The sequence below is a fragment of the Streptomyces sp. NPDC025618 genome (genome assembly GCF_055558795.1).
Window position 1 is genome coordinate 95,890 of the sequence record NZ_JBVHLW010000016.1, and the last position, 23,139, is coordinate 119,028.

At 71.7% G+C, this 23,139-nt stretch carries 21 protein-coding genes and 1 tRNA gene; 15 read left to right on the forward strand and 7 right to left on the reverse strand.

The features are described 5' to 3' along the window. Nucleotides 1-49 precede the first annotated feature (49 nt). From ACZ4A5_RS16485 to ACZ4A5_RS16495, 3 genes are all read right to left on the reverse strand, one after another. Nucleotides 50-991: a pseudouridine-5'-phosphate glycosidase gene (locus ACZ4A5_RS16485; protein ID WP_467583496.1), complete on the reverse strand. Its 942-nt coding sequence runs from the start codon at nt 989-991 to the stop codon at nt 50-52. 83 nt (nt 992-1,074) lie between these two features. After that, entirely contained in the window at nt 1,075-1,299 is a 225-nt protein-coding gene (locus ACZ4A5_RS16490; protein WP_467583499.1) for a tautomerase family protein, read from the reverse strand. After that, a complete protein-coding gene (locus ACZ4A5_RS16495; RefSeq protein WP_467583502.1) occupies nt 1,286-5,143 on the reverse strand; it encodes an amino acid adenylation domain-containing protein in 3,858 nt (1,285 codons plus the stop codon). The genes ACZ4A5_RS16490 and ACZ4A5_RS16495 overlap by 14 nt, the downstream gene beginning before the upstream one ends. A 1,210-nt stretch (nt 5,144-6,353) precedes the next feature. Between ACZ4A5_RS16495 and ACZ4A5_RS16500 the strand changes: the two genes are divergently transcribed. The 5 genes from ACZ4A5_RS16500 to ACZ4A5_RS16520 all read left to right on the forward strand — a co-directional run bounded on the left by ACZ4A5_RS16500 (nt 6,354) and on the right by ACZ4A5_RS16520 (nt 9,678). After that, the gene (locus ACZ4A5_RS16500; RefSeq protein ID WP_467583506.1) at nt 6,354-7,529 is read left to right on the forward strand and encodes a serine hydrolase domain-containing protein; all 1,176 of its coding nucleotides are present in this window, start codon (nt 6,354-6,356) and stop codon (nt 7,527-7,529) included. A 121-nt stretch (nt 7,530-7,650) separates the two neighbouring features. Next, a complete protein-coding gene (locus ACZ4A5_RS16505; RefSeq protein ID WP_398870638.1) occupies nt 7,651-7,857 on the forward strand; it encodes a DUF5988 family protein in 207 nt (68 codons plus the stop codon). A gap of 99 nt (nt 7,858-7,956) precedes the next feature. Continuing rightward, the gene (locus tag ACZ4A5_RS16510) at nt 7,957-8,088 is read left to right on the forward strand and encodes a DUF6126 family protein (protein ID WP_398870639.1); all 132 of its coding nucleotides are present in this window, start codon (nt 7,957-7,959) and stop codon (nt 8,086-8,088) included. A gap of 58 nt (nt 8,089-8,146) precedes the next feature. Further along, complete coding sequence (locus ACZ4A5_RS16515) at nt 8,147-8,767, forward strand: HhH-GPD-type base excision DNA repair protein (protein ID WP_467583510.1); 621 nt, start codon at nt 8,147-8,149, stop codon at nt 8,765-8,767. Then, nucleotides 8,764-9,678 carry an AEC family transporter gene (locus ACZ4A5_RS16520; RefSeq protein ID WP_467583512.1) on the forward strand — a complete coding sequence of 305 codons (915 nt, stop codon included), beginning with the start codon at nt 8,764-8,766 and terminating at the stop codon, nt 9,676-9,678. Before ACZ4A5_RS16515 ends, ACZ4A5_RS16520 begins: the two co-directional genes overlap by 4 nt. A 9-nt stretch (nt 9,679-9,687) precedes the next feature. On the opposite strand, the gene ACZ4A5_RS16525 is transcribed toward ACZ4A5_RS16520, so the two are convergent. Beyond that, a complete protein-coding gene (locus tag ACZ4A5_RS16525; RefSeq protein ID WP_467583515.1) occupies nt 9,688-10,383 on the reverse strand; it encodes a B3/B4 domain-containing protein in 696 nt (231 codons plus the stop codon). An 82-nt stretch (nt 10,384-10,465) separates the two neighbouring features. Here ACZ4A5_RS16525 and ACZ4A5_RS16530 point away from each other — a divergent pair, with 82 nt between their 5' ends. The 3 genes from ACZ4A5_RS16530 to ACZ4A5_RS16540 all read left to right on the forward strand — a co-directional run bounded on the left by ACZ4A5_RS16530 (nt 10,466) and on the right by ACZ4A5_RS16540 (nt 12,445). Further along, on the forward strand, nt 10,466-11,140 hold the full coding sequence (locus tag ACZ4A5_RS16530) for a helix-turn-helix domain-containing protein (protein WP_467583518.1): 675 nt from the start codon (nt 10,466-10,468) through the stop codon (nt 11,138-11,140). A 125-nt stretch (nt 11,141-11,265) separates the two neighbouring features. Continuing rightward, nucleotides 11,266-11,562: a type II toxin-antitoxin system VapB family antitoxin gene (locus ACZ4A5_RS16535; protein WP_003986294.1), complete on the forward strand. Its 297-nt coding sequence runs from the start codon at nt 11,266-11,268 to the stop codon at nt 11,560-11,562. 157 nt (nt 11,563-11,719) lie between these two features. Next, a complete protein-coding gene (locus tag ACZ4A5_RS16540; RefSeq protein WP_467583521.1) occupies nt 11,720-12,445 on the forward strand; it encodes a LytR C-terminal domain-containing protein in 726 nt (241 codons plus the stop codon). A gap of 106 nt (nt 12,446-12,551) precedes the next feature. Here ACZ4A5_RS16540 and upp read toward each other — a convergent pair whose 3' ends face one another. After that, on the reverse strand, nt 12,552-13,187 hold the full coding sequence (upp, locus tag ACZ4A5_RS16545) for a uracil phosphoribosyltransferase (protein WP_361533952.1): 636 nt from the start codon (nt 13,185-13,187) through the stop codon (nt 12,552-12,554). Nucleotides 13,188-13,362: 175 nt separating this feature from the next. On the opposite strand from upp, the gene ACZ4A5_RS16550 reads away from it, so the two are divergent. From ACZ4A5_RS16550 to ACZ4A5_RS16565, 4 genes are all read left to right on the forward strand, one after another. Next, entirely contained in the window at nt 13,363-13,665 is a 303-nt protein-coding gene (locus tag ACZ4A5_RS16550) for a hypothetical protein (RefSeq protein ID WP_467583573.1), read from the forward strand. Nucleotides 13,666-13,899: 234 nt separating this feature from the next. Further along, a complete protein-coding gene (locus ACZ4A5_RS16555; protein ID WP_467583524.1) occupies nt 13,900-14,427 on the forward strand; it encodes a tRNA adenosine deaminase-associated protein in 528 nt (175 codons plus the stop codon). A 14-nt stretch (nt 14,428-14,441) separates the two neighbouring features. After that, the gene (tadA, locus tag ACZ4A5_RS16560) at nt 14,442-14,957 is read left to right on the forward strand and encodes a tRNA adenosine(34) deaminase TadA (RefSeq protein ID WP_467583527.1); all 516 of its coding nucleotides are present in this window, start codon (nt 14,442-14,444) and stop codon (nt 14,955-14,957) included. A 79-nt stretch (nt 14,958-15,036) separates the two neighbouring features. Continuing rightward, nucleotides 15,037-15,123, forward strand: a tRNA-Ser gene (locus tag ACZ4A5_RS16565). Between the two features lie 74 nt (nt 15,124-15,197). On the opposite strand, the gene ACZ4A5_RS16570 is transcribed toward ACZ4A5_RS16565, so the two are convergent. Further along, nucleotides 15,198-17,279 carry a nuclease-related domain-containing DEAD/DEAH box helicase gene (locus ACZ4A5_RS16570; RefSeq protein ID WP_467583530.1) on the reverse strand — a complete coding sequence of 694 codons (2,082 nt, stop codon included), beginning with the start codon at nt 17,277-17,279 and terminating at the stop codon, nt 15,198-15,200. A 77-nt stretch (nt 17,280-17,356) separates the two neighbouring features. Beyond that, nucleotides 17,357-18,301, reverse strand: coding sequence for a LysR family transcriptional regulator (locus tag ACZ4A5_RS16575; protein ID WP_467583533.1), 945 nt, complete (start codon nt 18,299-18,301; stop codon nt 17,357-17,359). A gap of 160 nt (nt 18,302-18,461) precedes the next feature. Here ACZ4A5_RS16575 and ACZ4A5_RS16580 point away from each other — a divergent pair, with 160 nt between their 5' ends. The 3 genes from ACZ4A5_RS16580 to ACZ4A5_RS16590 all read left to right on the forward strand — a co-directional run bounded on the left by ACZ4A5_RS16580 (nt 18,462) and on the right by ACZ4A5_RS16590 (nt 23,115). Continuing rightward, complete coding sequence (locus ACZ4A5_RS16580) at nt 18,462-19,658, forward strand: MFS transporter (RefSeq protein ID WP_467583536.1); 1,197 nt, start codon at nt 18,462-18,464, stop codon at nt 19,656-19,658. A 332-nt stretch (nt 19,659-19,990) separates the two neighbouring features. Next, nucleotides 19,991-21,754 carry a phenylacetic acid degradation protein PaaN gene (gene paaN / locus ACZ4A5_RS16585; protein ID WP_467583539.1) on the forward strand — a complete coding sequence of 588 codons (1,764 nt, stop codon included), beginning with the start codon at nt 19,991-19,993 and terminating at the stop codon, nt 21,752-21,754. 80 nt (nt 21,755-21,834) lie between these two features. After that, nucleotides 21,835-23,115, forward strand: coding sequence for a helix-turn-helix domain-containing protein (locus ACZ4A5_RS16590; protein WP_467583541.1), 1,281 nt, complete (start codon nt 21,835-21,837; stop codon nt 23,113-23,115). Nucleotides 23,116-23,139 lie beyond the last annotated feature (24 nt).

The window sequence follows — 23,139 nt, forward strand, 5'->3', positions numbered from 1 at the left end:
AGTCAGTCCCTAAGAGTGTGAGGCGGTCCGGTAAGGAGAATCGGGCGGTTCAGGCGCGCTCACGCAGCAGTTCGGCGTGCGCGGCCGCGATGCGGCCGGCGGCCTCCGCCGTGCTGATGAGAACCGCCATGTTGGCCTTCGCGGACCGGCCCTCGGTGACCTTGTCGACGGCGTGCATCAGGTATTTGGTGAGGGCGTTCCCGCGCACGCCCTCCTTCTCCGCGGCGAGCACGGCGTCCTCGATGGCCTGCTCCACCTCGCGGCTGTCGATGGCGTCCTTCTCGTCGACCGGGCTGGTGACCAGGAATCCGTTGTCGTTCCCGAGTGCCCAATGCGCCTCGATGGCCCGGGCGATGACCTTTTCGTCATCGATCCGGTGCGGGCTGCGGTATCCGCTGGAAAGGCAGTAGAAGGCGGGGAAGTCGTCGGACCTGTAGGAGACCAGGGGCACGCAGTGCGTCTCCAGGAATTCCATGGTGAGTCCGAGGTCGAGGATGTTCTTCGCCCCGGCGCAGACGACGGCGACCTTGGAGCGGGTGAACTGGATCAGGTCCGAGGAGATGTCCATGGACCGCTCGGCGCCCCGGTGCACCCCGCCGATCCCCGCGGAGGCGAAGAAGGGAATGCCCGCGAGCTCCGCGGCCACGAGCGAGGAGGCGACCGTGGTGGCACCCATGCCGCCCCGGGCTATCGCCACGGGCATGTCGCGGCTGCTGACCTTGGGAATGCCGGGGGTCGACGCGAAGCGTTCGATATCGGCGTCGGTCATCCCGACGAGGATCCGGCCGTCCTCGATGCCGATCGTCGCCGGGACCGAACCGCCGGCCCGCACCGCGGCCTCCACCTTCCGGGCGGTCTCCGCGTTGTGCGGATAGGCCAGCCCGTGGGTGATGACATTCGACTCCAGGGCCACGACGGGCAGGCCGGAGCTGATCGCGTCGGACACCTCTTCGGTGAAGACCAGCGGTACGTTCGCGTTGTTGTTGCGCACTGTCACTTCTCGTTTCGCGTCGTGGGTCTGCGGTCCCGGGGGACGGCCGGGCCGGGCGTCCGGCCGTCCCCCGGGGAGGTTCGTCAGTAGTTCGGCGTCTTGCGCAGCAGGTCCTTGCGGCCCACGATCTCGGGGACGTAGACCTGCTCGTTCCAGTCCGCTTCCGCGACCGGTTCCAGGGCGATCGAGATCACCCCTTCGTCGCACCCGAAGGCGCGGCGCACCGCGGCGGTCAGATCCGCGACCAGCTCGTCCTGCCGCTGCTCGGTGAGCGGTGCGGGAAAGTGCTTGAGGTTAATGTGCGGCATAGTTCTCCTGCTCCCTCCCGGCGCGCAGCCGGTGGCCGATCCGGTCGGTGAGTTCGGCGATGTCGGGGTCCTTGAGCAGGCTGTAGTGATCGGCCTCGAGCTCGATCACGGTCGGCTCCGCCGCGGAATACCCGCTGCTGTTCTCGATGAACGAGTAGTCGTCGCCGCGTGCCTTGAAGATGGTGACCGGGGCGTCGAGGCGGCGCTCGGCCAGCTCGTGGAAGGCGTACTCGAAGGAGTACGTCCGGTGCACGATCCTGGTGACCCTGCGCACGAGTTCGGGGTCGAGGCCCTCGAAGTTCTCGCTGATGAACGCCGCGAAACTCGCGTCGTCGCGCGCGACCTCCAGGCACTTCTCCAGCAGCGGCCCGGAGACGGCGGCCGCGAAGACGGAGAAGAGGATCGTCACATACGCCTTGTTGGCATAGGTGGCCTCCCTGCGGAGCTCGGCCGTCCGCACCTTCGGATTGCCGGGGGCGATGAGGAAGAGGTTCTCGACCCGCTCGCCCGCCTGCTCCAGCTGATACGCGGTCTCGAAGGCGACGCGGGCCCCGAAGGAATATCCCCACAGGGTGTACGGGCCTTCGGGCTGCTGCCGCCTGATCTCCTCGATGTCGGCGGCGGCCATCTCCCTGATCGTGTCGTACGGCTTCTCGCCGGGGTTGATGCCGTGTGCCTGCACGCCGTAGAAGGGCCGGTCGGTCTCCGCCCGGCCGGCCAGCAGCCGCAGGTTCATGGTGTAGCCGCCGAGGCCGGGCCAGCAGAAGACGGGGCTGAGGGAGCCCTTGCGCCGCAGCCGCACCAGGCGGGAGGACGCCTCCGCGTGCGCGCCGTCGACCCTGCGGGCCAGCTTCTCCACGGTCGGGGACTCGAAGAGCACCTGGAGCGGCAGCGAGCAGCCGAATTCCCGGTTGATCCTGTTGATGAGCGCCACCGCGATGAGCGAATTGCCGCCGGCCTCGAAGAAGTCGTCCCGCACCGATACGGAGTCCCGCTTCATGCCCTTCTGCCAGAGCTCGCCGATCCGCTTCTCCGTCCCAGTGCGCGGGGCGATGAAGGGCCGGTCCGCGAGCTCCACGTCCCGCTCGGCCAGGGCCTTGAAGTCGACCTTGCCGTTGGCGGTGTGCGGCATCCGGTCCAGGACCAGAACGCGGTTGGGCATCATGTAGTCCGGCAGGAAATTGCTCAGGTCGTCCCGGATCAGCTCGGCCGGGCCCTTCATGTGGACGGTGTCCTCCTTCATTCCCCGTCCGCGCAGCTGCTCCTCGCTCACGCGGCCGCCGACGAAGAAATAGGAGGGGCCCGATTCCCGGCCGCTGGCCTTGAGGATCGCGTCGATCCGCTTGGCCGACGGGAGGGGATTGCCGGTCTTGGAGCTGTAGCCGGAGGACATGAAGCCGAGGTCCGCGTCGTTCATCTCCAGCCGCTGGAGGACGCGGCCGAGGTCGATATAGCTCCGCCAGTCCTCGGGGGTGCGGCCGATCAGGGTGAGGCCGATGCTCGCCCGCTCGTAGACCTGCTGGTTGATGGCGATGACGTGTTTCTTCAGCACCAGGTCATCGGAGATCCGCTCCAGGTCACCATCGCGGTAGCGGTACTGCCCGGCCGGGAGGTCCGCGACCTTTCCGGGGTGGGCCTGCACATAGATGTCGAGGAGGTCGTCGGGGCGGGGCACGGCCCGCCCCGATATCTCGTACGTCCCCAGGTAGTAGTCCTCCTCCGCGCACTCCAGGTGCTCGCGGACGGCGGGCGTGAATTCCAGGTCCTGGATGTTCAGGCCGTGGGCGGGAAGGATCTCCTCGAAGAGGCCGACCATATGGCCGGTCTCGATCTCCAGGACTTCCTGGATGTTGTTCTTGTAGACCGGCTCGATGGCCCGCTTCTTCCCCATGAAGTGGACCTTGATCCGGGGGGTGTCGCTCGCGGCGCCCGCGCGGATCAGCACCAGTCGGTGGTGCACGGGGTGGTAGTAGTGGAAACCGGGCTCGATCCCGGCGATGCCGGAGAGTTCGAGATACATCTGCGTGGCGTACAGCGAGCCCGGCGAGGCGTAGCCGTATTTCGGCAGGAGCCGTTCCTCGCTGGGGTACTGACCGAAGTACCGCAGGATCTCCCCGAATTCGGCGAGGGATAGCTCCTTCAGGTCGCGCGGGGCGGCTCCGGTGACCTTTCTGCCGAGCAGCCGGAGGATGTCGGCCTTCCCGACCGGGCCGCCCTCGTAGAAGCGGTAGGTCTTGCGGGCGAAGACCAGCTCCTGCTGCGCCGGGGTCGGGCTCGCGCCCGGCAGGGTGACGGCCGGCTTGCCGTCGAGCTCTTCGGCATCCCGGCACCCCGCGTTCGAGAGCTGGGCCTTGACCTGGAGCTTGTTCTTCTTGGACTGATGGTGGGCGCCGTGATTGCCCTGGTCCATCAGAGCGGCTTCCTTCGGGTTGAGCTCGATGAAGGAGATGAGGTTCTGGAAGCCGGTGCGGGGGTCCTTCTTCACGATGACCGCGGCGTTCTTCACCCAGTCGTGGGTCTCGATCGCCAGCTTGATCTCGTCCAGCTCGACGCGGAATCCCCGCAGCTTGACCTGGTTGTCGGTACGGCCCGCGAACTGCACCGTGCCGTCGGCGTTCCAGTGCGCGAGGTCGCCCGTGCGGTAGAGCTTTCCGCCCGTGCCGCCGTTCGCCAGGGGGTGGTCGATGAAGCGGTCGGCGGTCAGGTCCGGCCGGTGCAGATATCCGCGCGCCAGCTGCACACCGCCGATGTAGAGCTCGCCGATCTCCCCCGCGGCCACCGGCGAGAGCCGCTCGTCCAGGATGAGATAGTGCGTGCCGTGCACCGGCGCGCCGATCGATATCGCGTGCGGCCCCTCCTTGACGGTGTCCCGGTCCACCGTGAACGCCGAGGAGTTGATGGTGCATTCGGTCGGCCCGTAGACGTTGATCAGGTCGCAGCCCGGCATGGTCTCCAGGCACTCCACCGCGAGATTCCTGGTCAGCGCCTCGCCCCCGCTGAAGATCTGGGTCAGGGACGTGCAGGTGTGCAGCTCCTCGGTGTCGAGGAGGGCCTGGAGCAGGGTCGGGACGCACTGGAGCGTGGTGACCTTGTGCCGGACGACGGTCTCGACGATCCGCTCGGGGTCGCGGTAGACGCCGGGGTCGCCCATGACGACCTTGCTGCCGCAGGCCGGGGCGAGGATCTCCCACTGCGCCGCGTCGAAGCTCATGGGCGTCTTCTGCAGCACGGTCTTCGTCCGGTCGATGCCGTGGACCTCGCGCAGCCAGCGCATCTGGCTGACGATGCTGCGGTGCTCGATCATCACCCCCTTGGGCTTTCCGGTGCTGCCCGAGGTGTAGATGATGTACGCCAGGTCGTCCGGGCGCGGGCCGCCGCCGGGCTCTTCGCGCTCGCTCTCCGGGCGCGAGGCCGCGGCAGCCTCGACGTCCCGCAGGGTGACGATCCGGGTTCCGTCCGGGGCGAGTTCGGCCAGCCGGTCAGTGAGGTGTTCCTGACAGAAGATGACCTGGGTGCCGGTGTCCTCGATCATGTACCGCAGGCGCTCTTCGGGATACTCCGGCGACAGCGGCAGATAGGCGCTCCCGGCGAACAGGACGCCCCAGGCGCCGATCATCAGCTCCATCGACGGCTCGACGAACAGGCCGACGCACGTGTCCGCGGCCGCGCCCAGTCTTCGCAGGTGGTCCGCCAGGCCGGAGCCGCGTGTCACCAGCTCGCGATAGGTGAGGGTGTCGTCCGCCTGGACAACGGCGATGCCGTCGGGCTGCTGCTGCGCCTGTTCCCGGAGCAGGTCGGGGAGGCAGTCGGTGAGGCGACCGGCTCCGGTGAATGCGTGGTCCATTTCGCTGAACTCCTTAGTGACCAGGCTGTTCTCGCCGGTCAGGCCAGGCAGGATCAAGAGCTTCGGGCAGCCCGCCCCACCGCGCCGGATCCGCGTACGGCCGTACGGGATCCGCGCGTGAAGGGGGCGCGCCCCGCCGGGCGCGGGGCGTGCCGGAGCCCGGCCGCGCCACGGCGCGCGGCCGCGGGCACGGCGAAGGGCGGCCCGGGGCGGGCGCCGGGCGTGCCGCACGACGGCACCCGGGACCCTGGGGCCCGGTGGGCACCGGCCCCTGCCGCCGTCGGCACCGATGGCGACGGCGCCCGGGGCGGGCTGGGTCGGCAACTATGTGGAATAGGACAGGAGTTGAACGAATGGAAGTCGGCAAAGGTCCTTCATGCCGTCCCCAGGCAACACCCTTGCGGTGACGATCACGGGCGCCCGGCATCCACTCCCGGAGCGACCCTCGTCAGAAATCGCGGCGCCGAACGCATTCATCGGAATCGGCGCTCGACACCCATGCTTTCCGAGCGTCATGAATGTGCGCGAATTATCGCTGCGGCGCCGTCAGTGCGCGGCGACTCGTTTGTGATCCATAACGGATCCATCCCCCCATGTATAGAGCAACTGACCGGACGGACAGCTCAGCCGACGGGAGCCTGGCCTCCGAACGGAGGGCCGGGTTCCGCTCGCTTCTCGCCGTGAACCGGTGTGCTGATCCTCTGGGTTGCCCGGCCGCGTGTCAAGAGTTGTCCACTACCACTCTCCCGGCCTTCGCGAAGACGTAACAGCTGATCAAGGCGGTCGCGGGCGCGCCTCCCCCGGATCGCGCGTGACCCGTGGTAACACCTGGGGCCCGGGGTGGGCGAGTGAGGTAAAGCCCGGCCGTATTTCAAGTGTCCTTAAAACATTTGACGGTCACTTGACGGCAATCTTTACGGTCGGATATCGCTCCGGCCCGGACGCTCCGACGCGAATCCGATTCGCCACCCGCGCCGACCTGCTGTGGCCGTCGGGGGCAACTCCCTTAAGAGAGCGGAGGATTGATTATCGCCTCACCCCGCAGGCCGTTCATGAATTCCCGGTAGGCGCGTCAACTCGCCTGCACGACAGGCTCGTCCGGGCACTGATACCCGCCGCCCACCGGCCCCGGCCCGCCTCAGGGTCGGCTCCGGGTCCCCTGGGGGCGATCCCGGATGATCAAAGCTCGCGCGGCCGACAGCATGGGGCCATGAACTCCTCCCTGTCCCGCCGCGCCCTGGTCGGCGCCTGTGTCGCCGGCGCGCTGCTGACCGCCGTCCTTCCCGCGAGCGGCGCCGTGGCCGCCGCCCCCACGGTCCCGCCCCTCGACACCAAGGCCCTGCGCGCCGCGATCTCCGATCTTCAGCACCCGCAGGCCACCGCGGCCCAGCTGCGGGTGAGCGGCTCGGCCGGGCAGTGGTACGGCACGTCCGGCAAGGCCGACCTCCGCACCGGCCGGGCGGTCCGGGCGGACGACCGGTTCCGGATCGGCAGCATCACCAAGGTCTTCGTCGCCACCACCGTGCTCCAGCTGGTCGCCGAGCGCCGCGTCGACCTCGACACCCCCGTCCAGCACTACCTGCCCGGCCTGCTGCCCGAGGACTACGCCCCGATCACCGTCGGCCAGTTGCTGAACCACACGAGCGGCCTCCCCGACGCCACCGGCCCGGACGTACCGGACATGTCGACGCCGGAGGAGGTGCTGAAGCACCGGGACGACCGGTGGACGCCCGAGCGGCTCGTCGCCGTGTCGACCCGCGCACCGCTGAAGTTCACGCCGGGCACGCGGCAGGAGTACCGCGGGATCAACTACGTGCTGGCCGCGATGCTCGTCGAGAAGGTGACCGGCCACGCGTACGGCAAGGAGATCGACGCCCGCGTCCTGCGCCCGCTCGGCCTGCGGAACACCTCCGTCCCCGGCAACGACCCCAAGATCCACGGGCCGCACGTGCACGGCTACTTGGCGATGTCCGACGGCACCCTGAAGGACGCCACCGACTTCAACCAGTCGGAAGCGTGGGGCGAGGGCGAGATGATCTCCACCACCGGCGATCTGGACCGCTTCATCGCCGCGCTGTTCTCCGGCAAGCTGCTCCCGGAGCCCGTCCTGGAGAAGATGTTCACCTTGCCGTCCCCGGACGTGCGGATGACGGACGGCTCCCCCGCCTCGTACAGCATGGGCCTGCAGTCGGTCACCGTGAACGGGGTCACCTTCTGGGGCAAGACCGGTGAGCGGTGGGGCTACAACTCCGCGATGGTCTCCACCAAGGACGGCCGGCGCCGCGCGGAGTACTCCTTCAACCCCACGCACCGCGACAAGAGCCAGACGCGGATGACGCTGCGCATAGCCGACGCGCTCACCAAGAAGGCACCCGAGGGGCACTGATCCGCGAGCGCCCCCGCCGCTCCCGGCGTCAACGGCCCGCCCGCAAGATCCGGCTCCCGGGGTCGGCGGCCGTCGGCGTGCCGGGGAGCGGCGGTGCGAGGTTGTGTGGGAAGACTGGGGCATGAGCAGCGCTGCCAGAGCATTCCTCGAAGGTGGGCCGGACGAACTGCCCGAGCGGGTGGTGCCGATCACGCCGCCGGGCTCCGAGCTGAAGATCCCGTTCCGTGGCGGGTACGAGCACTTCAAGGTCACGTCACGGCACCGGGATTCCGAGCAGGGCCGCCTGGTCGTCTACGAGTGGTGGGAGCGCACGGAGATCGCGGAGTAGCGGCCTCCGCACACCTCAGGGACGGCCCCGGTGATCGAACACCGCAGCGATAGACTTGCGGAGCCCACCGGGGCCGTCCCGGGGTGAGGGAGGCCCGTGATGACCGGTGGGAGCGAGAAGTGGCGTGAGAAGCAGGTCGCGCTGCGCGTCCTGGTCTATGTCTTCGTCTCCCATCTCTTCGCGGGCTTCATCATGCTGCTCTTCTACCTGGGCGGCCACGCCGACAAGTGAGCGTCCCCACGGGGCGTGGGAGCGCACCGCGCGCCCTCCCCGGGGTGATCATCGGGGCATGGACATCACCCTTCACCTCGCTCAGCGGCCCGAGGCCGACGCGTTGCTCGGCCGGAGCCCGCTCGCCGCGCTGATCGGCATGCTGCTGGACCAGCAGGTCCCCATGGAGTGGGCGTTCTCCGGTCCGTACACCATCGCCCGGCGCCTGAGCCGCGACGACCTGGACGCGTACGAGATCGCCGCCCACGACCCGGAGGCGTTCGTCGCGCTGCTCTCGGAGAAGCCGGCGGTGCACCGCTACCCGGGGTCGATGGCCAAGCGGATCCAGCAGCTCTGCCAGTACCTCGTCGAGCACTACGGCGGTGACGCGAGCGCCGTGTGGAGCGGTGTGGGCAGCGGCACGGAGCTGCTGGAGCGGCTGAAGGAGCTGCCCGGCTTCGGCGAGCAGAAGGCCCGGATCTTCCTCGCGCTGCTCGGCAAGCGACTGGGCGTGACGCCGCGGGGCTGGCGCGAGGCGGCCGGGGCGTACGGCGAGGAGGGCTCCTACCGCTCGGTGGCCGACATCACCGGGCCCGAGTCGCTCGCCAAGGTGCGGGCGCACAAGCAGGAGATGAAGCGGGCGGCCAAGGCTGCCGCCGCGAAGAAGCCCGCGAAGACGGCGCGGGCGCCCAAGAAGTGATATCCGGCTTCATACCCGTCTGGGCCGTGACGGCGCTCGGCTGGGCCGCCGGCCGGTCCGGCGTCCTCGGCCCGCACGCCCAAGGCGTGCTCGGGCGCTTCGCGTTCACGTTCGCCATGCCGGCGCTGCTCTTCCTCACCCTCTCCGCGGCGCCGGTGGGCGCGATCGCCGACCCGGGCGTGGCGGTGTTCGCGATCAGCCTGCTGACGGTGTTCGGCACGGCCCTGCTGCTCTCCCGTACGGCCTTCCGGGCGCGCCCGGCCGACGGGGCCGTCAGCGCGATGGCGGCGTCCTATGTGAACTCGGCCAACCTCGGGATCCCGGTCGCGGTGAGCGTGCTGGGCGACACCACGTTCATCGCCGCGGCGGCGGTGTTCCAGATGCTGTTCGTCACCCCGCTGATCATGGTGCTGATCGATCTGGACGTGCACCGGGGCGTGCGCGGCCAGTGGCGCCGCCTCGCACGACTGCCACTGCGCAACCCGGTGGTGGGCGCCTCGGCGGCCGGCGTCGCGGTCGCCGCGCTCGGCCGGCACCTGCCCGCCGAGGTGCTCCAGCCGATCCGTACGGTCGGCGGCGCGGGGGTGCCCGCGGCGCTGTTCGCGCTCGGGATGTCCCTGAACGCCAGGGTGTCGCTGGACGCCAAGGGCGTCACCGAGCGGCTGACGCTCGTCTCGCTCAAGGTGGTGGCGCAGCCGCTGCTCGCGTACGCGGTCGGCCGCTGGGCGTTCGGGCTCGGCGGGCACGCGCTGTTCGCCGTGGTGCTCTGCGCCGGGCTGCCCACGGCGCAGAACGCCTTCGTCTACGCCGGTGAGTACCGGCTGCGCACCGACCTGCCCAGGGACGTGGTCCTGTGGTCGACCCTGCTGTCCGTGGTCACGCTCTCGCTGATCGCCTGGCTGCTGCGGTGAGGCGGCGGCTCAGCGCACGAGGCGGGTGACGGCCCGCAGCCCGGGGGCGCGCTCGCGCAGCCGCCCGAGGAGGTCCGCGGCCGCCGCGTCGAGCTCCTCGAAGGTCAGCGGGCCGAGCCGTTCGAGCAGGAAGAGCGCGGAGGTCGTCGTCTCGGTGATCCGGGTGCGGACGCACTGGCGGTGGTTCCAGCGGCGGCAGGTGACACCGAGGTCGTCGCGCCACACGACCTCGCCGGGCTCCGGGTGTTCGACCGCGGGCTCTCCGCTCGCCACCGTGTCGAAGCGCTCGTCGCCCGTGGCGCGCACCAGGCGCGGCGCGCCCTCGTACGCGCCGAGGTCCTCGCCGCCGACCGGCAGGCGGTGGGTGACGGAGACGGCGTTGTAGACGTCGACGAGGAGGTTGACCTCGGGCAGCCCGGCGGGCGCCCGGCGGATCAGGGCCTCGGCGCTGTTGCGGGTGCGGCCGGGCTTGGCGCCGAACGCGGAGTACGCCTGCCGCCAGGCGGCGATGTGCGGCTCGGCCGTGACGTCCAGGCCGTCGGCGGTCCCGGCGGCCTCTTTGAGGAGGCCGCGCGACCAGGCGTCGGTCGGGCCCGTCGGCAGCCCGTCCGCCGCGATCACCAGGACGGCGAAGTCGGGCCGCAGGGCGCGCACCGCGTCGTCCACCCGCACGCTCCCGGCCACCGCGTCGAGATCCACCGTCATGCCAGCCTCCCGTTGGTCATTCCACTGCACTCGACGGTAGCACCGACCGACCGTAAGCCGAAGTTGCGGGAAGATGGGCGGCATGAGCCCCGACCGCACGCCCGCCGACGACCGCTCCGTCCGCGAAGGCGACCGCACCGTCCGGGAGGGCGACCGCTCCGTCCGCGAGGGCGACCGCACCGTCCGGGAGGGCGACCGGTCCGTCATGGAGGCCGTCGCCGCCCGCGCCCGCGCGCTGCGCAAGGAACGGGGCTGGAGCCTCGACACCCTCGCCGGGCGCGCGCACGTCAGCAAGGGCATGCTCGTCGCGCTGGAGAACGCCCGCTCCAACCCCAACCTCGCCACCCTGATCCGGCTCTGCGACGCCTTCGGGGTGCCCCTGACCGAACTGCTCCAGCAGCCCGCCGCGCCCCTGCTCCAGCCGTCGCCGCCCGACGACCAGCCCGTGCTGTGGAGCGGCCCGGACGGCGGCGCGGGCACCCTGGTCACCGGCGCCACGCAGCCGGTCGGCGGCGAGCTGTGGCACTGGCGGCTCGCGCCCGGCGAGGAGCACCACAGCGAGGCCCACCTCGCGGGGACGGTGGAGCTCCTGCACGTCCTCGACGGCACCCTGACGGTCACCGTCGGCGGCCAGGAGGCGGTCCTGCCCCCGGGCCACGGGCTGCGCATGGCGGGCGACCGCCCGCACTCCTACGCCAACCGGGGGACGACCACCGTCGCGTACACGGGCGTCGTGCTCGTACCACCGAACAGCTGACCACCGCCGGAACCGGTTATTTCCGGGCGCCCGCACGGACTTCACTCCGGTATGCGGCCGATTGTCGCCTTCGCACTCCCGCGCCGTGGCTGCGCCGGGGACCGCGGGCCCGGTAGGCTTTCCGTGTGATCTTCAAGCGCATCGGAAACGGGCGGCCGTACCCCGACCACGGCCGGGAGAGCACCCGGCAGTGGGCGGACGTCGCCCCCCGCCCGGTGCGGCTCGACCAGTTGGTGACCACCAAGCAGCAGCTCGACCTCGAGACCCTGCTCGCGGAGGACTCCACCTTCTACGGCGATCTCTTCGCCCACGTCGTGAAGTGGCAGGGCGACCTCTATCTGGAGGACGGTCTGCACCGCGCCGTGCGCGCCGCGCTCCAGCAGCGCCAGGTGCTCCACGCGCGCGTGCTCGAACTGGGCTGAAGCCCCCGGCCCGACTGATCAGGCGACAGGTCAACACCCGTACGGGCGGCCCCGAATGGCGCCTGATTCCGGCCGTTGTTCGGCCTTTCGGGTTGGCATGCGCAAACCCATTGATCATTTAGTAGGCAGCGGCTCCGCCCCGCACTACGCTGCGCCCATGAGCATGCTGACGCCTCCCGGCATGGGCGGAAAGTACCGCATCACGGGCCATCGCTTCCCCCACATGCGCCGCCCCAGAAATCGCCGCAGGATCGTGCTCGCCGCCGTCTCCGTCGCCGCCGTGCTCGCGCTGGCCGGCTGGGGGACGCTCCAGCTCGTGGACGTCTTCTCCGGCGGGGGCGACACCACGACCCAGGCGGCACACGGCAAGGGCGGCCAGAGCACCAAGCACGGGAAGGGCGACTGCAAGGGGGCCCCGGCCGAGGAGGCGGACGCCCCCAAGCCACTGCCCAGGCCCGGCGAGATCACCGTCAACGTCTACAACGCCACGCCGCGCGGCGGACTCGCCAAGATCACCGCGGATGAGCTCAAGAGGCGCGGCTTCAAGATCGGCAAGGTGGGGAACGCCCCCGAGCTCTACGACAAGAAGGTCGGCGGGGTGGGGCTCCTGCTGGGTGCCCCGGAGATCGCCGACGGCTCGCTCAAGGTGCTCGGCACCCAGCTGGGCGGCACGGAGGTCAAGAACGACCAGCGCACGGGCGAGGACGTCGACCTGATCCTCGGCGCCGAGTACAAGGAGCTCGCCTCGAAGCAGGACGCGGACCGGGCGCTCACCGAGATGGGCGGCGAGCCGGCCTCGGAGGCTCCGTCGCAGGAGGCGTCGCCGTCACCCTCGCAGCCCCCGTCCTCGAAGGCGGCGGCACCGGCACCCGCCAAGTGCTGACCGCTCACCGGGGAGAGACACCTGAGGCCGGCCGGTCCCGGAGGAACGGCCGCCCTCAGTGCGTCACGGGCCCCCTCGCGGGGCCCTTCGTTCTTCGCCGGGGGCGTCAGCCCGCCGTGCCGTACATGCGGTCGCCCGCGTCGCCCAGGCCCGGGACGATGTAGCCGTCCTCGTTCAGCCGCTCGTCGACGGAGGCGGTGACCACGGTCACCGGCGCACCGGCGAGCTCGCGCTCCATGACCTCGACGCCCTCGGGGGCGGCCAGCAGGGTGATCGCGGTGACGTCGTCCGCACCGCGCTCGATCAGCTCGTTGATCGCCGCGACCAGCGTGCCGCCGGTGGCGAGCATCGGGTCCAGCACATAGACCTGGCGGCCCGAGAGGTCGTCCGGCATCCGGGTCGCGTACGTCTCCGCCTTGAGGGTCTCCTCGTTGCGGATCATGCCGAGGAAGCCGACCTCGGCCGTCGGCAGCAGCCGGACCATGCCGTCGAGCATGCCCAGACCGGCCCGCAGGATCGGCACCACCAGGGGGCGGGGGTGGGACAGCTTGACGCCGGTGGTCGCCGTGACCGGGGACTCGATCGCCACCTGCTCCGTGCGCACGTCGCGCGTGGCCTCGTACGCGAGCAGGGTGACCAGCTCGTCGGCGAGACGCCGGAAGGTGGGAGAGTCCGTGCGCTTGTCGCGCAGCGTGGTGAGTTTGTGCGCCACCAGCGGGTGGTCGACGACGTGGATCCGCATGACATCGACATTAACCGAGCTTTCGGGCGCCAGCTCCCGCGCGGTCGGCGGCAGCGCCCGCGCGGAGCCCTCCGGCAGTCTGTCGCAGCACTGGCATCAAACCACCACTTAGGGGGAAAGTGGGCACGTACGCCCGGTCTGCCACACCGGGCGAGACCCTCGGCGCGAGGTGGTGCTGCCCATGGCTGACCGCGAGATCCGCGAGAATCCAGACACCACGGACACAGCGGGCACGGCGGGCGACCCGGACACCCCGGGCGCACCGTACGGCCCCGAGACGTATGGGAGCGGCCCCGGCGGTGACCCCGGGGACCCGGGTTCACCGGCGGACGAGAGCGACGCGGAGCGCCGGCGCAGACGGGCGCAGTTCCTCCGCGAGCTCAACGAGGCGAAGGAACTGCGCGACCGGGTGCAGCCGCGCCGGGCGCGGGCCGCCCGGATGCGCCAGCAGATGCGGATGCGGACCTTCCGCTGGTGAGCCGCCCGCGGCCCGCCCAGGGCCCCGCCCCGCCGCCGCCCCCGCCGGTGCCGGGCGCGACACGCCCGTACCCGGGACGCCCGTACGGAGCCCACGTGAGGCACATCTCTTCGGACTGCTGCACGACGCAGCGCGGAAGACCTCTCGCAACGGCCGGGTTTCTGCCACGATTCCGAGTGGGCGGGGTGGTCCCCGTCCGGCCCGGCACCGCCTATGACCAGTGGGAGAGTCACGGTGTACTTCGCCGCACTGCTCGCGCGCACCGAAGACGGGTGGCAAGCGAGCGACACAGAACTCGACAACGTGGAAAGCCTGTCCGACCTCGCCGACCTGGCCCGTGAGTCCTCGGTCGACGACGACACGGTCCTGGTGCTCATCGAGCAGGAGGACTCCTGGTTCGGTGTCGTCCGGGTGGACGGCGAGGACGACCCCCGGGTCTACCTCTCCGACGCCTCGGCCGCCCGCCGCAACGCCTACGGCTCGATGCTCACCGACGAGCTGCTCGGCCGCGACGACGCCGAGGGCGACCTGGGCAGCCTCCCGGACCTCGACGGCACGGAGGACGGCGAGCCCGAGCCGGAGGAGGACGAGGCCGACGCCCCGGACGCCGCCCGCCCGGTGCCCGCCGGACCGCTGGGCGACCACCTGATCCTGGACGACCTCGGGGTGGGCTCGAAGGAGCTGCGCTCCTTCGACGGGGACGCGCTGAGCGGCATCGCGGACGCCCTCGGCTGCACCGAGGTCCTGGAGGCCGTGCGCTGACGCACACTGGTGCGATGAACGAAGCCGTCACCGGCCGGTCCGGCCACCGGAGCGATTCCGTACCCGCCCCCGACCCCGTACGGGATCCCTGGCTGCTCCCGATGCGGGCCGCCCTGGCGGAGGCCGCGCTGGCCCCCGGCACCGGTGACGTGCCGGTCGGCGCCGTCGTCCTGGCCCCGGACGGCTCCGTCATCGGCCGCGGCCGCAACGAGCGCGAGGCCACCGGCGACCCGACGGGCCACGCCGAGGTGCTCGCCATCCGCGACGCCGCGCGGGCCGTCGGCGAGTGGCGGCTGTCCGGCTGCACCCTCGTGGTGACCCTCGAACCGTGCACGATGTGCGCGGGCGCGATCGTCCTCTCCCGCCTGGACCGCGTCGTCTACGGCGCGGTCGACGAGAAGGCGGGCGCGGCCGGCTCCCTCTGGGACGTCGTCCGCGACCGCCGTCTCAACCACCGCCCGGAGGTCGTCACGGGTGTCCTCGCGGAGGACTGCGCGGCCCTCCTCACGGACTTCTTCCGCACCCGCTGACCCGCGGCGGAGCCCCTCCCGGGGCCTCGGACGGGAGGCGATTTCAGAGCACGGCCCCACGTCCGCTAAGCTCTCTCTCGGTAGCGTGTCCGAGCGGCCTAAGGAGCACGCCTCGAAAGCGTGTGTGGGGGCAACTCCACCGTGGGTTCAAATCCCACCGCTACCGCCGGCGACACCCCTCCGCCCACGGCGACGTGGACGGAGGGGTGTTCTGCGTTCGCGGGCCCGCCGCCCGCGCCGTCATCCCTGCGGGACGCTGCCCAGCCAGAGGGTGTCGCGGGCGCGGGTCATGGCGACGAAGAGCTGGCTGCGGGCGAGTTCACGGCGTTCGTGCGCGCTCTCGTCGCCGGGGGCGCCGCCGTGCAGGCCGTCGTCGTGCCGGGGCAGATAGACGTGCTTGAACTCCAGGCCCTTGGCCCTCCGGTAGCTGCCGAGCTTGAGGCCCTCCACCGGCTGTCCGTCGTAGTGCTCCAGCGGGCACACGGGGATGCCCGCCCGGGTCAGGAGCTGCTGGTAGTGCCGGAGGGCGGCCCAGGACGGGCAGAGCACCGCCACGTCGGCCCAGGGCCGCGCGGGCCGCGTCGCGGCGTCGGCGCGGAGCGCCTCCAGGAGCGCCCGGTCGTGCTCGGCGGCCGTGGCCTCCGTCACGCGGACGACATGGCCGTCGTGATAGGTGAGATCCACTTCCCGGCGCCCGGGGACGCGCACGCCGTCGAGGTCCTCGAAGGCGTCCTCGGCGACCACGGCCAGGGCGGCGTCCAGGATCTCCTTGGCATTGCGGTAATTGACGCGCAGCACCTGCCCGCGGCCGCCCCTGATGTCGACGCCCGCGTCCGACAGCCGGAACCCTCCCGGATAGACGGCCTGCTGGCCGTCGCCGATCAGGAGGAGGCCGTCGGGCGCGTCGCCCACCAGGGCGTGCAGGAGCCGCACCCCGACCAGGCTGAGGTCCTGGACCTCGTCGGCGATGACCGCGCCGTACGGCGACCGGTCCGGGTGCGCGCGGGCCTCTTCGAGGGCGAGCGCCAGGATGTCGTCGAAGTCGTGCACGCCACGGGCTTTCCGGATCCGCTCGTACTCCTCGTAGAGGGCCCAGACCACTTCGCGGTGGGTGCGCCGCAGCACGGTGCCGCCCCGGCGGCGCCGGTGCAGCGCCGCGTACTCCTCGAACGTGGTGAGGCCACGCCCCTTGATCACATAGCGGATCTCGTCCTGCCAGTAGCCGGGCGCGGCCTCGATCTCCGCCAGGCGGCTGTCCCGGCCCACGCCCTTCCAGGCCAGGCTGAAGGCGGTCTCGGCCTTCTCCTTGTGGAGGCGGCTGGCTATGCCGCGCTCGTGCAGGAACTCCTGGGCCCAGGCGTGCAGGCTGCGGAAGTCGACGCGGTGGGCCACGGCGGGGGCCATGGTGCGCAGGAAGGTGCCCTGCACCCGCGGCAGGTTCTTGGCGAAGGTGACGTACAGGACCCGGCCGCTGGTCCGCTGCGCGAGGTGGGCCGCGCGGTGCAGGCCGACCACGGTCTTGCCCGTGCCGGCGGGCCCGCTGATCCGCGCCGGCCCCGACCACCTGCGCCCGACCAGACCGGCCTGGTCGGGGTCGAGGAAGGTCATCCACTCCTCGATCGGTGCCGCGCGGGCCGCCTCCATCGCGGCGTCACGCAGCTTTCCGACGTCGAACAGGGCCGTCGCGCCGTCCTCGGGCGGCGCCGGGCGGGCGGGCGCCCCCGCCGGAACGGCGCTCCCCTCGTACGCGGGGAAGACCCCCTCCAGGTGGTCGGCCAGCGCGCGGACCACCGCCGGGCGCAGCCGGAGCCGCTCCGCGAGGAGCGCCGGGCCCACCTCGCCCTCGCCGAGCAGCCGTACGCGTCCGAGCTCGGCGCTCACGTGCTGCCCGGCGAAGACCATGAGGGGCTGGACGGCCACCGGCGACATGCCGAAGGCCGAGACCGCCTGCTCGGACACCCTCGTCATGGCCAGCAGCTTTCCGTAGTCGCGGTCGCGGGATACACCGCCGGCGCTCAGGTGGCCGTCCGAGACCTCCGGGCGCGACCGCCAGTTCTTGACGTCGATGACGAAGACACCGCCCGGGCCGATCAGCAGCATGTCGACATTGGCGGAGCGCGTCCCGGGCCAGCGCCGGTCCACCAGCAGCCGCCAGCCCCGCTCCGTGAGGACGAGCAGCTGCGCGGCGACCCGCTGCTCGCCCTCGCTCGCCGCCTCCCAGCGGGCGGCCTCCCCGCGCGCGGCCTGCCACTGCTCCCGCAGCAGCCGTTCCTGCCGCCGTGCCTCCTGCGCCCTGCGCGAGGCCGAGTCACCTGCCGCCATGTGCGCCCCCTCCCCCTTGGAATCGCGATCATAAAGCGGCGTGAGCTATCAGTGACAGTCCGTCAACTCCCCGTCCGTCAGCTTTCTCGCGGGCCCCGCACCAGCTCCTCCTCCAGCACCTCGGCGAACGCCCTTATGCGGGAGTTCTCGTGGTCGGGGTGCCAGACCAGGCCGAGGGCGGAGTCCGGGAGGCCCGTGAGGGTGATGTAGGCGACGTCGCGGCGGTGGTGGTATTCGGCGGTGGAGTGGCACAGGAGCATCGCGCCGCGGTTGGCCGCCACGAGGGAGAGGCCCTCCTGGAGGGTGGCGACCATGGGGCCCGCGGGGACGGGGCGGCCCTCGGGGGTGCGGGTGGGGGCCTGGACCTCGCGCCAGTACGCCGGGGCCGGGCCGCGGACGCCGACGAGCGGGGAGTTCGCGAGGTCCTCCGCGCACAGCACCGCGCGGGACGCGAAGGGGTGCCGCGTGGAGACCGCGAGGTACTGCGGCTGGCGGGAGAAGACCGGGCCGAGGACGAGACAGTCCTCCGCCACCGGGAGCAGGACCACCGCGATGTCGACCTCGCCGCGGTACAGCGGGCCGAAGGGGTCGGAGAGCGGCACCTCGGCGATCTCCGTGGAGCAGTCCGGGTAGCGGTCCTCGAAGAGGCTCACGACGGCCATGAAGCGGTCGTCGGCGGTGCCCTGGAAGCCGACGCGCAGCCGCCCCGAGACACCGCGGGCGGCGACGCGGGCGTCCTCGACGGTGGCGCGGAGCGCGGCGTAGGCGGGGCGCAGGGACGCGAGGAAGTCCTCGCCGAGCGGGGTGAGCCGGACGCGCCTGCTGGTACGTTCCACCAGGCGGGCGCCGATGCGGCTCTCCAGGGAGCGCAGGAGCTGGCTGACGCGCCCCTGCGAGACGTACAGCCGCTCCCCCGCCCGCCCGAAGTGCAGTTCCTCCGAGAGCGCCAGGAAGCACTCCAGCTCGCGGATCTCCACGCCGCTGGCCGGTTTCCGGTGTCCCGTGGCTCCGCTGGCTGCCATGGCTCTCGTGCCCCACTTCACATGGCGGCGCCGGAGAGCCCCGCGAGCGCGTCCCCCCGGATACCGCGTCGATTAATCCACCTCATGGAAGCATGAGGACTTCGCGATTGTTCCCCCTGCTCAGGCCGGATTGGCTGGGGACATGGCAAAAATTGATGACATGACCACCGGGGCACCGGCCCCCGGGAACGCGGCGGTGAGGGGGTGGCTCGCCGTGGTGGCGGTGGCGGCCGGGACCTTCACGGTCGTCACGTCGGAGATGCTGCCGGTGGGTCTCCTCACCCCGATCGGTGACGCGCTCGACGTCACCGAGGGCACCGCCGGCCTGACCCTGACCGTCACCGGCATCGTCGGCGCGGTCTCCGCCCCGCTGGTCACCTCCGCGGTCGGCCGGCTGGACCGGCGCCTCGTGCTCTGCGCGCTGATGGCGCTGCTCACGGCGGCGAACGTACTCGCCGCCTGGTCACCGAACTTCGCGGTCATGATGGTCGCCCGCGTGCTCATCGGCATCGGCATGGGCGGCGTCTGGTCGCTCGCCGGCGGCCTGGCCGTGCGTCTGGTTCCGGCCAAATCCGCGGGTCCCGCGACGTCCATGGTGTTCAGCGGGATCGCGATCGCGTCGGTGCTCGGCGTGCCCGCCGGTACGTACATCGGCGAATGGGCCGGCTGGCGCGAGGCGTTCCTCGCGGTGGCGGGGCTCGCGCTCCTCGTGACGCTCGCGATGGCGGTCCTGCTGCCGCCGCTGCCCGCCGAACAGGCGGTCGGCCTGGGCGGTGTGATGCGGCTCTTCGGCAACCCCAAGGTGGCCACCGGCCTCGCCGTCGTGGGCCTGCTGGTGTGCGGGCACTTCGCCGCGTACACCTACGTGCGGCCCGTGCTGGAGGACGTCTCCGGCGTGAAGGCGAGCCTCATCGGCACCCTGCTGCTGGTCTACGGCGTGGCCGGTGTGGCGGGCAACTTCCTGGCGGGTTCCCGGGTCGGGAAGAGCATCAAGGGCACGCTGCTGATGATCAGCGCGGTGCTGGCACTGTCGGTGCTGCTGGTCCCGAAGCTCGGCGTCTCCACGCTCGGCGCGCTGATCCTGCTGGCGGTCTGGGGCATCTCCTACGGCGGTGTGTCGGTCAGCACGCAGACATGGCTGGCGACGGCGGCGCCCCAGGCCCGCGAGGGCGTGACCTCGCTCTTCGTCGGCGTCTTCAACGGCGCGATCGCCGTGGGGGCCACGGCGGGCGGCCAGATGGTCGACGGCTTCGGCACCGGGTCGGTGATGTGGCTGGGCGGCGCGCTCGCCGTCGGCGCCCTCCTGGTGACGCTTTTCGGCCGCGTGCCCAAGGTCGGTGCGGCGCTCGGCGACTGACCCGGGCCAAAATGGAGTGGGCCGCTCCTCTTTGACCAGCGGCCGCGGACCCCCGCCGCGGCCGCTTCAAACTTTTAAAAATTCTCAATTCTCCCGCAGCAAAACCCCCAACTGCCGTGATTTTAAAAACTCTATGTCGTTTCATGGCGAACCTTGTGCAGGACACCCCTAGTTGTGCATGAATGGTGCAGGGCGCCGCCATTGAGGCGCCGACACGGGGGATGCGAGGGAACGGGGGGATGGGCATGCGATCCGGCAAGGAAGGTGCGGCTCGACCACGGTCCGGCTCAAGGGGCCTCGCTCGCGCCTCCTGGAGCACGAGGAGCGTGAGAATGAACCCTGCCGACGCATCCACCATCGCCCGCCACGACACCGGCGCCGACACCGGCACCGCCTACGCCCGGCATCTCGTCCGCAGGCACAGACCCCTGCTGGACCGGGCGCTGGAGACCATCCGCACCCGCGGGCACTGGTCGCCCTACCCCGAGGACCCCGACGCGTACGGCCGCGGCGGCGCCGAGGACGGCGAGGCCGCGCACCGCCGTTCGCTGCACCGGCACTTCGCCCTGGACCAGCCGGGGCGGGACGGCGTCGTGGGCCCGTCGCCCGCCGAGGGCGGCGAGCGGTCCCCGTACGGACCGGAGTTGGGCATCTCCTACGACCACCACGACCCCGCCGTCCTGCTGCCGGCCATGCGGGCGGCGATGCCGCGCTGGAACGAGGCGGGCGTCTGGACGCGCGCCGCGGTGTGCGCGGAGATCCTCGCGCGCGTCAACGCGCGCTCCCACGAGTTCGCCCAGGCCGCCGCGCACACCAGTGGCCACAACACCGTCATGGCCTTCCACGCCGGTGCCGTGCACGCGCAGGACCGCGGTCTGGAGGCCGTCGCGTACGCCGTCGCCGAGCAGACCCGGCTGCCCGCCGCCGCCGTGTGGAGCAAGCCACAGCCCGGCGCCGCGCCCTTCGTGATCGGCAAGACCTTCACGCTCCGGCCGCGCGGCGTCAGCCTGTTGATCGGCAACAGCGTCTTCCCCGCCTGGAACGGCTACCCCGGCCTCTTCGCCTCCCTGGCCACCGGAAACGCCGTGCTCGTCAAGCCGCACCCCCGGGCCGTGCTGCCGCTCGCGCTGACCGTCCGGGTGGCCCGCGAGGTGCTCCGCGAGACGGGCTTCGACCCCGACCTGGTCTGCCTGGCCCCCGAGCGGCCCGGCGAGCCGCTGGCCAAGACCCTGGCCACCCACCCGGACGTGCGCATCGTCGACTACGCGGGCTCCACCGCGTTCGCCTCCTGGCTGGAGACCCACGCCCGCCAGGCACAGGTCTTCACCGGGTCGTCCGCCGTCAACAGCCTGTTGATCGACTCCACCGCGCACTACCGCGACATGCTGGCCAACCTCGCCTTCAGTCTCGCCCTCTACAGCGGCCAGCTCTGCACCAGCCCGCAGAATCTGCTGATCCCCCGCTCCGGCGTCCCCACCGACGAGGGCCACAAGTCCTTCGCCGAGGTCGTCGCCGACCTCGGCGACGCCCTCGGCACGCTGCTGGCCGACGACGGCGAGGCGAGCGCGCTGCTCGGCGCGCTGCTCGGACCCGAGGTGCTCGCGCGGGTCGACAAGGCCGCGTCGGGCGCGCTCGGTGAGCCGGCCGTGGCCCCGCGGGCCGTACGCCACCCGCGCTTCCCGGACGCCGTGATCCGCACGCCCGCCGTGGTGACCCTGGACGCGGGCCGCGCCGAGGACCTGGCGACGCTGTCCGCCGAGTGGCTGGGGCCCGTCTTCTTCGCCGTCGCCGTGGACTCGGCCGCCGCGGGCATCGAGCTGCTGGCCCGCACCGCACGCGAGCAGGGCGCCCTGTCCGCCGGCGCCTACACCACCTCGCCGGACGTGGAGGCCGCGCTGACAAACGCCTGCGCCGACGTGGGCGTCATGCTCTCGCTGAACCTCAGGGGCAATTGGTACATCACGCAGTCCGCCGTCTATTCCGACCTGCACGGCACGGGCCTGAACCCGTCCGCCACCGCGGTCTACTGCGACGCCTCGTTCGTCGCACGGCGCTTCTGCACGGTGGGCGTACGGCGGTTCGGCGCCACGGACTGAGACCGGGCGCCTCTCACCGGCCCGGTTGCCGTACCGCCGTACCCCCCGACGACCACACCCAAGGGAGGTGGATCCCACCCATGCTCACCACGTTCAGCGCCCCCCTCGACCAGCCGCTCCGCGGCCGTGAGCGCGAGATGGCGCGCATCCACGACGTCCTCGAACACGGCCGCGGCGGTGGCCGCGCCCTGGTCGTCATCGAGGGCCGGCCGGGCTCCGGCAAGACCCGCCTGATGCGCGAGTGCGTGACCCTCGCGGACCGCCTCGGCTATGTCACCGCCAACTCCTCGCGCCCCGGCCGGGCGGCCCGCCCGGCCGGGGGGACGCGGCACCGCCTCCACTCGCCCGGCCACCGCGAGGTGTCCGCCCGCTACCGCGGCCCGGTCCGCCCGATCCTCGTCCTGATCGACGAGTTCCAGGGCCTCACCGGCTGGGCCGAGCGCACCGCCGCCCTGCCCCGGGGCCTCCACCACGACCACGTCGTGTGGGTCACGGCCCGCCGCACCGGCATGGGCCCCGACCCCACCTGCGTGCTGCTGTCGGACCCCACCAGCCGCTGCGAACGCATCGCCCTCGGCCCCCTGGCACCCTCCGCCGCCCTGGAACTCGCGGCCGACACCCTGGGCGCGCTGCCCTCCCCGCTGCTGCTCCGGCTGGTGGAGCAGTTAGACGGCCACCCCCGGCTCATCGTCGAACTCCTCACCGGGATGCGCGAGGAGCGGAGCATCCGCGTCGACGGCGACGAGGCCACCCTCGTCACCAACCGGCTGCCCGAGCGGCTGCACGCCCGCGTGCGTACGACGCTCGCGCAGTACAGCCCCGAGTGCCGGCAACTCCTGTGCGTGGCGGCCGTCCTGGGCACCGAGGTGGAGTACGAGGCGCTGGCCACGATGCTGCACACCGCGCCCTCCGCGCTGCTGCCCGTCATGGAGGAGGCGTGCGCGACGGGCGTCGTGCGCCACGACGGCGCGCGGACCGTCTTCCACAACGAACTGGTCCGGCAGATCATCGACGACTCGGTGCCGGGCGCGCTCAAGCGCGCACTCTACCGCGAGGCGGCGCTGCTCCGGGCCGTACGGCAGCCGCCCGCGGACGAGCCCGTACGCGTGCCCCCGGCGCCCCCCGCGGCGGCGCCCGAGGACCACCCGTCGCTCAGCGCCCGGCAGCACGAGCTGCTCCGGCTGGTCGGCGAGGGACTGACCAATCAGCAGATGGCCCGCCGGCTGGGCCTGTCCCCGCACACCGTCAACTACCACCTGCGGAAGCTCTTCAAGTGCTTCGGGGTGAACTCGCGGATCGACCTGCTGAGGGCCGCCGGGACACACCGGACGCCCTCGCTCGCCGGCAGCCAGGAACCCTGACCGAACCCCACACGGAGGACCACA